This is a genomic window from Caulobacter sp. SLTY (assembly GCF_009905535.1).
In the GTDB taxonomy this organism is placed as follows: domain Bacteria; phylum Pseudomonadota; class Alphaproteobacteria; order Caulobacterales; family Caulobacteraceae; genus Caulobacter.
On record NZ_JAAALA010000059.1, the window covers coordinates 1 to 7,165 of the forward strand.

12 protein-coding genes are annotated in these 7,165 nt (G+C 70.0%); 8 read left to right on the forward strand and 4 right to left on the reverse strand.

Features of this window, described 5'->3' with window-relative positions; translation table 11 throughout:
* The coding region (locus GVN21_RS19905) for a TIGR02281 family clan AA aspartic protease (protein WP_166576485.1) at window positions 1-365 on the forward strand (365 nt) is incomplete at its 5' end.
* Here GVN21_RS19905 and GVN21_RS19910 read toward each other — a convergent pair.
* Window positions 355-834, reverse strand: a complete 480-nt coding sequence (locus GVN21_RS19910) for a group III truncated hemoglobin (protein WP_346764294.1) — start codon at window positions 832-834, stop codon at window positions 355-357. The two genes, GVN21_RS19905 and GVN21_RS19910, sit on opposite strands and share 11 nt — an antisense overlap.
* A 49-nt stretch (window positions 835-883) precedes the next feature.
* Window positions 884-1,873, reverse strand: coding sequence for a tRNA dihydrouridine(20/20a) synthase DusA (gene dusA / locus GVN21_RS19915; protein ID WP_166576486.1), 990 nt, complete (start codon window positions 1,871-1,873; stop codon window positions 884-886).
* Window positions 1,874-1,998: 125 nt separating this feature from the next.
* Here dusA and GVN21_RS19920 point away from each other — a divergent pair, with 125 nt between their 5' ends.
* Window positions 1,999-2,172 carry a DUF2256 domain-containing protein gene (locus GVN21_RS19920; protein WP_166576487.1) on the forward strand — a complete coding sequence of 58 codons (174 nt, stop codon included), beginning with the start codon at window positions 1,999-2,001 and terminating at the stop codon, window positions 2,170-2,172.
* Here GVN21_RS19920 and GVN21_RS19925 read toward each other — a convergent pair.
* Both GVN21_RS19925 and GVN21_RS19930 read right to left on the reverse strand, forming a co-directional pair.
* A complete protein-coding gene (locus GVN21_RS19925) occupies window positions 2,169-2,906 on the reverse strand; it encodes an SDR family NAD(P)-dependent oxidoreductase (RefSeq protein ID WP_346764295.1) in 738 nt (245 codons plus the stop codon). The genes GVN21_RS19920 and GVN21_RS19925 overlap by 4 nt on opposite strands.
* A gap of 53 nt (window positions 2,907-2,959) precedes the next feature.
* Window positions 2,960-3,532, reverse strand: a complete 573-nt coding sequence (locus tag GVN21_RS19930) for an AraC family transcriptional regulator (protein WP_346764296.1) — start codon at window positions 3,530-3,532, stop codon at window positions 2,960-2,962.
* Here GVN21_RS19930 and GVN21_RS21080 point away from each other — a divergent pair.
* From GVN21_RS21080 to GVN21_RS19955, 6 genes are all read left to right on the forward strand, one after another.
* Window positions 3,471-3,641, forward strand: coding sequence for a hypothetical protein (locus GVN21_RS21080; protein WP_240903049.1), 171 nt, complete (start codon window positions 3,471-3,473; stop codon window positions 3,639-3,641). The genes GVN21_RS19930 and GVN21_RS21080 overlap by 62 nt on opposite strands.
* 136 nt (window positions 3,642-3,777) lie before the next feature.
* Window positions 3,778-4,044 carry a hypothetical protein gene (locus GVN21_RS19935; RefSeq protein WP_166576489.1) on the forward strand — a complete coding sequence of 89 codons (267 nt, stop codon included), beginning with the start codon at window positions 3,778-3,780 and terminating at the stop codon, window positions 4,042-4,044.
* Between the two features lie 68 nt (window positions 4,045-4,112).
* Entirely contained in the window at window positions 4,113-4,709 is a 597-nt protein-coding gene (locus GVN21_RS19940) for a DUF2975 domain-containing protein (protein ID WP_166576490.1), read from the forward strand.
* Window positions 4,709-4,945 carry a helix-turn-helix transcriptional regulator gene (locus GVN21_RS19945; protein ID WP_166576491.1) on the forward strand — a complete coding sequence of 79 codons (237 nt, stop codon included), beginning with the start codon at window positions 4,709-4,711 and terminating at the stop codon, window positions 4,943-4,945. Before GVN21_RS19940 ends, GVN21_RS19945 begins: the two co-directional genes overlap by 1 nt.
* Before the next feature lie 68 nt (window positions 4,946-5,013).
* Window positions 5,014-5,931 carry an MBL fold metallo-hydrolase gene (locus GVN21_RS19950; protein WP_166576492.1) on the forward strand — a complete coding sequence of 306 codons (918 nt, stop codon included), beginning with the start codon at window positions 5,014-5,016 and terminating at the stop codon, window positions 5,929-5,931.
* A gap of 96 nt (window positions 5,932-6,027) precedes the next feature.
* Complete coding sequence (locus GVN21_RS19955; RefSeq protein WP_166576493.1) at window positions 6,028-6,996, forward strand: DUF808 domain-containing protein; 969 nt, start codon at window positions 6,028-6,030, stop codon at window positions 6,994-6,996.
* Window positions 6,997-7,165: the final 169 nt, after the last annotated feature.

Consider the following 7,165-nt stretch of genomic DNA (forward strand, 5'->3'; position numbering starts at 1 on the left):
CCCCCGCCCAGGTCACCAAGGCCGCGGACGGCCACTACTGGGCCACCGCCGATGTGGACGGCAGCGCCGTGCGCTTTCTGGTCGACACCGGCGCCACCGCGGTGGCCCTGACCGCCGATGACGCCCGCCGCCTGGGCCTGGACCTCGCCAAGCTCGACTACCGGGTCGACGTCACTACCGCCGACGGCAAGACCCGCGCCGCCCAGGTGAAGCTGCGCAGCGTGACCATCGCCGGCGCGCGGATCGAGAACGTCGACGCCCTGGTGCTCGAGGGCGGCCTGAAGACCTCCCTGCTGGGCATGAGCTACCTCGGCCGGCTCTCCTCCTTCGAGGCGACCCGCACGGCGCTGATCCTCAAGCCGTAAACTTCAGGCTCGGCCGCCTGGGACGAACGGGCGTCGCCACCGGCGCCTCGCCCCGATGCGCGGCCAAGCCCAGCTCGAAACTTCGCCCGATCATACGCGCCCGCGCGATGAACAGCTCGGCGGCCGCCGGCGGACAGACCTGCTGCGCCGTTTCCTCGAACACCGTCAGCCACCGGCCGAAATGCTCACTCTTGATGTCGGGCAGCCGCAGGTGCACGGCCATCGGCCGCCCCTGGAACCGCCCGGTCGCCAGGACCACCGAGGACCAGAAGTCGCACAGCTTGGCCAGATGGGCGTCCCAGTGGTCGCCGATGGCCCCATCGAAGATCGGCCCGAGCTCGGGATCCAGCCGCACGCGGCCATAGAACTGGTGGACCAGTTGCTCGATCATCGCCTCGGTGACGCCCAGCGGGCCGCCGGGACCGACACGCGGCGTGTCTCGACGAGGATGATCGTGGGGAATGCTCACGGTCGCTAGCTAGGCGCCCTGCCCCGTCGGCGCAATCGCGGACAAGTCCTTAAGCCGCCACCCGCCCCACGCTGACCGCGTCGAGCGCCCTGTCCACCACCTCGATCCCGGCGCCGGGCTTCACGCCCTCGACCGTCAGGATCCGGCGCCAGGCCCGCGCGCCGGGGCGACCGTGGAACAGGCCCAGCATGTGGCGGGCCATGGCCGGCAGGTGGACCCCCTCCGCCAGCCGCGCCAGCAGGTAGGGGCGATAGCGCTCGACCGCCGCGAACGGGCTGACGTCGCCCACGGCCTCACCGAACAGCCGGCGGTCGACCTCGCCCAGCAACCCGGCCTCGTGATACGCCGCCCGCCCCATCATCACACCATCAACCTGTTCAAGGTGCGCTTCCGCCTCCTCAAGTGACGCCACCCCGCCGTTGATCACGATGGTCAGGTCCGGGCGCTCGCGCTTCAGCCGGTAGACCAGCGGATAGTCGAGCGGCGGGATGTCCCGGTTCTCCTTGGGCGACAGGCCCTTCAGCCAGGCCTTGCGGGCGTGGACGATGAAGGTTGTCACCCCCGCCGCCGACGACAGGTCGACCAGACGGAAAAGGCTCTCCGTCGGCTCCTGGTCATCGACGCCGATGCGGCATTTGACGGTGACCGGCACATCCACCGCCGCCTTCATGGCCGCCATGCAGTCGGCAACCAGCTCCGGCTCGCGCATCAGGCAGGCCCCGAACCGGCCCGACTGTACCCGGTCGGACGGACAGCCGACGTTGAGGTTGATCTCGTCGTAGCCGAGGTCGGCGCCGATCCGCGCGCTGGCGGCCAGGTCGTCCGGATCGGACCCGCCCAGCTGCAGCGCCACAGGATGCTCCGCCGGATCGTAGCCCAGCAGCTTTTCGCGATCGCCATGCAGCACCGCCCCCGTGGTGACCATCTCGGTGTAAAGCAGCGCCCGCCCGCTCAGGACGCGATGCAGCGCCCGGCAGTGCCGGTCGGTCCAGTCCATCATCGGGGCGACGGAAAAGCGGTGGGCGGGATGGGCGGTCATCGCCGCCTAGATAGTCGGTACCGCCCGGCGGGCCAATCACCTGAGCGCGCGAGGGCGGTCATGCGCCCTGGGCGCACTAGATTGTCCGGTGTCACGCCCGACGCCTAGGAGGACCGGACCGCGCCATGCCGAAGGGAAGCCGAAAGAACGCCAACGGCCAGGTCGCAGGCAAGGCCGACCTGCCGACCAAGATCTGCCCGGCCTGCAACCGCCCGTTCGCCTGGCGCCGCAAATGGGCCAGGGACTGGCCGCAGGTGAAGTACTGCTCCGATCGATGCCGGTCGCTTGGCGCGAGCTAGAAGGGAATGACAGCCCCATCCCAGGCCAGCAGCCTGCCGCTGTCCGCCGGTCCGGCCTGGTCGATAACCGCCAGCAGCCGTTCGGCGGCGAAATCGGGTGTGAACAGCTTCCCGGGCTGAACCCCGCCCTGGAACGGCCGCGAAAGGCCCGTGTCCACCGTGCCCGGATGCAGCGCCAGGCAGACCGCCTGCGGCCGGCGCATCGCCACCTCGATCGCGAGGTTGCGAACCATCATGTTCAGCGCGGCCTTGGAGGCCCGGTATCCGTGCCAGCCGCCGAGCCGGTTGTCGCTGATCGACGAGACGCGCGCGGAAAGGACGGCAAAGAGCGACTTGCGCCCGCGTGGCAGATGCGGCGCCAGGGCGCTGGCGATCAGCGCCGGCCCGATGGTGTTGATTGCGAAGGCTCGCATCAGGCCCTCACGGCGCAGAGCCGCTATCGTCTTCTCCGGCTTCAGGGCATCGGCGTGCAGAAGCCCCGTGGCGACAAGGACCAGGTCCGGGGCTTCGCCATCGGCGATCAACGCCTGAGCGGCGTCGGCAAGGCTCACGTCGTCCTCGAGGTCGAAGGCGAACCCTCTGACCTTGCCTTCCGAGCGCACGGCGTCCCGCGCCCCGCTCCAGACCGTCGCGCAGGCGGGGTCAGCCGCCAGGCGCCGCACCAGGGCTGAGCCGATACCGCCGCCCCCGCCGAACACCGCCGCCCGATACCCGTCCCGCAGGGAATTCAGCACTAGAGGTCTCCAGATGGCCCAGGCCCCGGGAGATAGGCCGAGCCGGCGCTTTGTCACGCGGGGCCGCTCGCGCCCGTCGACCGCGAATACCGCCCCGGCGGCTGGCCGACATGCCGGCTGAAGGCGGTGCTGAAGGTGCTGGCCGAGCCGTATCCGACCCGTTCGGCGACCGCCTCCAGGCCGCAATCGCGGCGACGCAGCAGGTCCTTCGCAAGCGCCATGCGCCAGGCCAGCAGATACTCCATCGGCGGAGTTCCGACCGCGCGAACGAACCGGTCGAAGAAGGCCGAGCGCGACATCGCCGCCTCCCGCGCCAGATGCGCCATGGTCCAGGGCCGGGAAGGCTCGGCGTGCAGCCGGCGCAGGGCCTGGGCGATGCGGGCGTCCGCCAGGCCACGCAGCAGGCCAGGCGGAGCATCCGCTTCAGGGGCGGCGCGCAGGGCCTCGACCAGCAAAACCTCGACCAGCCGGGCAAGCACCAGATCACGGCCAGCCCGCTCCGCCGCCGCCTCATCGCCGACCAGCTTGACCAGGGTCGCCAGCCGGCCGGCCGCTTTCAGATGAATGATCGTCGGCAGCGGGGAGACCAGCAAGGCGGCGTTCGCGCAGCCCGGCCCGACCACCACCGCCGCCGATGTCGCCGAAGGCGTCTGGCGCGCCGTCCACGACACCACCGGCCGCCTGCGCTTCCCCGCCGGTCCCGACGCCGTGGCCCTGGCGAACGCCCAGGGTTGAGCCCCCGCTGTGACAGCTCGGCGCCGCCTGCGACACGGCAGCGGGGCCGAGCGGCTTGCCTTCCGCGTCCTGATCCTTAGGGTCCGTCCGACTTTCGACCGACCCGCTCCCCATCGGTCAAGACGAGACGAATCCCATGTCCGATCCGCCCCGCCGGCCGATCCTGAAGCTGAAATTCCCGCCCGCCGTGGCGCCGGCCCCACCGGCCGCGCCCGCTGCCGCGCCGGAGCCGCCGCCGGGCGAGCGCTGGCGGTGCAAGCCCTGCAGCGGGATCGTGGTGATCACCGGCGAGGAGGCGCCCGACAGCGACATTCGCTGCCCGGCCTGCAACGCGCGCCTGGGCCTGGCCGGCGAGTTTCAGCGGCCCGACGGCAAGGTGCGGGCGCGGCGGCTGCCGCGCTAATTCGCAAAAACTTTCTGTTCTACAGAAATTGATTCGTGTTATTCAGGCATTCTCATTGGGGGAATGCCATGGCCGCCGTCGAACGCCTCTATGCCCAGCCACCGCCGGAGTCCCCGGCCCTGTCCCGTATCCGGCGGCTCAGCCTGCCGTTCGAGGCGGTGTTCGCCGTGCTGGCCGGGCTGGTGGCGGTGGTCTACCTGGCCACCATCCTGACCGCCCTCTTCTATACCGGCGAGCAGTTCCGGCTGACCGCCCAGGGACCGACCCTGTACCTGGGCGATGATCCCTTCGCGCCCGGCAGCCTGCGCATCGCCGATGTGCCCCTGACCGCGCGGCTGATCGGCCTGCTGCCGTTGAGCGTGATCTTCGGCGCCCTGGCCGGGGCCTTCTTCTGTCTCCATCGCCTGTTCGCCGCCTATCGCCGGGGCGAGGTGTTCACCGAGGGGTCCGTGCGTTGGATGCGCCGGGCCGGCGCCCTGCTGGTCATGTTCGCGGCGGCGCCGGGCCTGTTCCAGCCGCTGGTGCGGGCCGCTGGCCTGATGGACCGCGCCTGGCTGCATGGCCACACCCTCGCCGCCCTGCTGGTCGGCGCCGGGCTGTTCGTCCTCTCCTGGGTCATCACCCTGGGACGCCAGCTGCAGGAAGACGCGGAAGGGTACGTCTGATGGCTATCATCGTCCGCCTCGACCTGATGCTGGCCCGGCGAAAGGTCCGCTCCAACGACCTGGCCCGGGCCATCGGCATCACCCCATCCAACCTGTCCCTGCTCAAGTCCGGCAAGGTGAAGGGGGTCAAGTTCGAAACCCTCGACGCCATCTGCGCCTACCTCGACTGCCAGCCGGGCGACATCCTCGAACGCGTTCCCGACCAGGCCGCCGAGCCGCTCGTCCGAACGGCCTGAAGCCACATCCCCTTCCGATCCGCCCCAACGCGCCGGTTCCTCCGGCGTGAACGATGGAGACTGCCCTGATGCCCGGCCCGTTCCGCGCCCTCATCGCGCTCAGCCTGCTGCTGCTCGGCGCCTGCGCCACCACCCTCAGCGATCACCCGACTCGCTCCGCCGTGCTGGGCGCCCCGGTCAGCCAGACCGCCATGCTGGACAGCCTGGCCCGTCCGGGAAACGTGACCCTGGAGAAGGCGGCGGTCGCCGACTGGCATTTCCCCAACACCGTTCGCGATCCGGGAACGACCGACTGGCGCATCCGCCAGCTGGACGCCCAGATCTATGTCTACGCCATCGTCCATCCACGGTTCGGCCTCTACCTGATCGACGCCGGCCTGCCCGCCGACTACGAGGCCTGGTTCGACCCGATCCTGCGAAATGTGGTCCGCAAGGACTATGGGCTGACGCTGCGCACCGGGACCGAGGCCCTGGTGGCCCGCTGGGGCGCGCCGAAGGGCGTGTTCATCACCCACCTGCACTACGACCATGTTCTGGGCGTGGTCGCGTTGGACCGGTCGACGCCCCTCTATGTCGGGCCTCATGACGGTGAGCAGAAGAGCCCCTTTCACCAGATCATCGCCCGGCCGGTCGCCAAGGCGCTGAAGAGCCGCCCGCCGCTGAACGCCTGGCGGTTTGCCCCCGCCGCGGAGGGTGAACTGGCGGCCGTGGACATCTTCGGCGACGGCTCGGTCTTTGCCCTGCATGCGCCCGGTCACACGCCGGGCTCGACGGCCTATCTGGTCAACACCCCGCACGGTCCGCAGCTGATCACCGGCGACGCCTTCCACAGCCGCGAGGCGTGGACGGGGCAGTTTGAGGAGGCCACCGGCTTCGAAGCCGACCTGCCGCAAATCCACCGCAGCCATGCCGCTCTCAAGGCGCTTTCCGCCCGGCTTCCTGGCCTGCTCGTCCATCCCGGCCACCAGACCCTGCCGCCGGAATAGACCGCGCGACCTTCGGCGACACGGACGCTTTACGATCGGAGCGCCGCCCGCTACCGGAGTCCTGACGCGGCCGTGGGCCGGATTGGGAAATCGCACATGGCCTCCGGACTTGCCGCCCTTCTCGACGACATCGCCGGCATCGCCAAGATTGCCGCATCGTCCCTGGACGACGTCTCCGCCGCGGCCGGCCGGGCCGGGGCCAAGGCCGCGGGGGTGGTCATCGACGACGCCGCGGTGACGCCGGGCTACGCAGTGGGCTTCACGCCGGATCGCGAACTGCCGATCGTGGCCAAGATCGCGAAGGGCTCGATCATCAACAAGCTGGTGTTCCTGCTGCCGGGAGCGCTGCTGCTCAGCGTCTTCGCCAGCTGGGCCATCTATCCGATCCTGCTGATCGGCGGTTCCTACCTGGCCTTCGAGGCCACAGAGAAGATCCTGGAGGCCCTCGGCCTGCATGGAGACCATACCGTCGATGGACCCGAAGACCTGGCCCTCAGCTCCGAGGAACTGGAGAAGAAGAAGGTCAACGGCGCCATCCGCACCGACTTGATCCTGTCGGCGGAGATCATGGCCATCGCCCTGTTCGAGGTCGGCGACCAGCCGTTCCTGATCCGCGCCTTCGCCCTGCTGGCGGTCGCGGTCGGCATCACCGTGATTGTCTATGGCGTGGTCGCCCTGATCGTGAAGATGGACGACATCGGCCTGCACCTGGCCAAGAGCCCGCGCCAGGCCACCAAGTCGTTCGGCGAGAGCCTGGTCCGCGCCATGCCGCCGCTGCTGGCCGGTCTGTCGGTCGTGGGCACGGCGGCGATGCTGTGGGTCGGCGGCGGGATCATCATCCACGCCTTGGAACACTTCGCCGAAACCATCCCCGCCCTCGGCTTCCTCCACCTGCTGGTCGGCTGGACCGAGGTGGCCAAGCACGCCGCCGAAGGGGTGGCCGGCATCGGCGGCATCCTCGGCTGGTTCACCTTCGCCATCGCCTCGGCGGTGGTGGGCCTGGTGATCGGGGGCATCATCGTGGGGATCCTGCACTTGATCCCCCGCAAGAAACACGCCCACTGAGGTTGGGGACCGGTTGGCCGCTCAGCGGCCTACCTGTCCCCGGTCAGCGCCAGCCGAAGACCGGCCCTCACGCCAACCGGCTGAATCGCGATGTTGCAACCGCCCGCGCCGACCGGGGACAGGTACGCCCTGCGGGCGAACCAGTCCCCCTAGGTCTCCACCCCCACCC

What these genes read in the sequence shown, in the direction of transcription:
- dusA (WP_166576486.1), bottom strand. Translation starts at nt 1,873, where the DNA reads ATGACCGCCCATCCCGCCCACCGCTTTTCCGTCGCCCCGATGATGGAC.
- GVN21_RS19920 (WP_166576487.1), top strand. Translation starts at nt 1,999, where the DNA reads ATGCCGAAGGGAAGCCGAAAGAACGCCAACGGCCAGGTCGCAGGCAAG.
- GVN21_RS21080 (WP_240903049.1), top strand. Translation starts at nt 3,471, where the DNA reads ATGATCGTCGGCAGCGGGGAGACCAGCAAGGCGGCGTTCGCGCAGCCC.
- GVN21_RS19935 (WP_166576489.1), top strand. Translation starts at nt 3,778, where the DNA reads ATGTCCGATCCGCCCCGCCGGCCGATCCTGAAGCTGAAATTCCCGCCC.
- GVN21_RS19940 (WP_166576490.1), top strand. Translation starts at nt 4,113, where the DNA reads ATGGCCGCCGTCGAACGCCTCTATGCCCAGCCACCGCCGGAGTCCCCG.
- GVN21_RS19945 (WP_166576491.1), top strand. Translation starts at nt 4,709, where the DNA reads ATGGCTATCATCGTCCGCCTCGACCTGATGCTGGCCCGGCGAAAGGTC.
- GVN21_RS19950 (WP_166576492.1), top strand. Translation starts at nt 5,014, where the DNA reads ATGCCCGGCCCGTTCCGCGCCCTCATCGCGCTCAGCCTGCTGCTGCTC.
- GVN21_RS19955 (WP_166576493.1), top strand. Translation starts at nt 6,028, where the DNA reads ATGGCCTCCGGACTTGCCGCCCTTCTCGACGACATCGCCGGCATCGCC.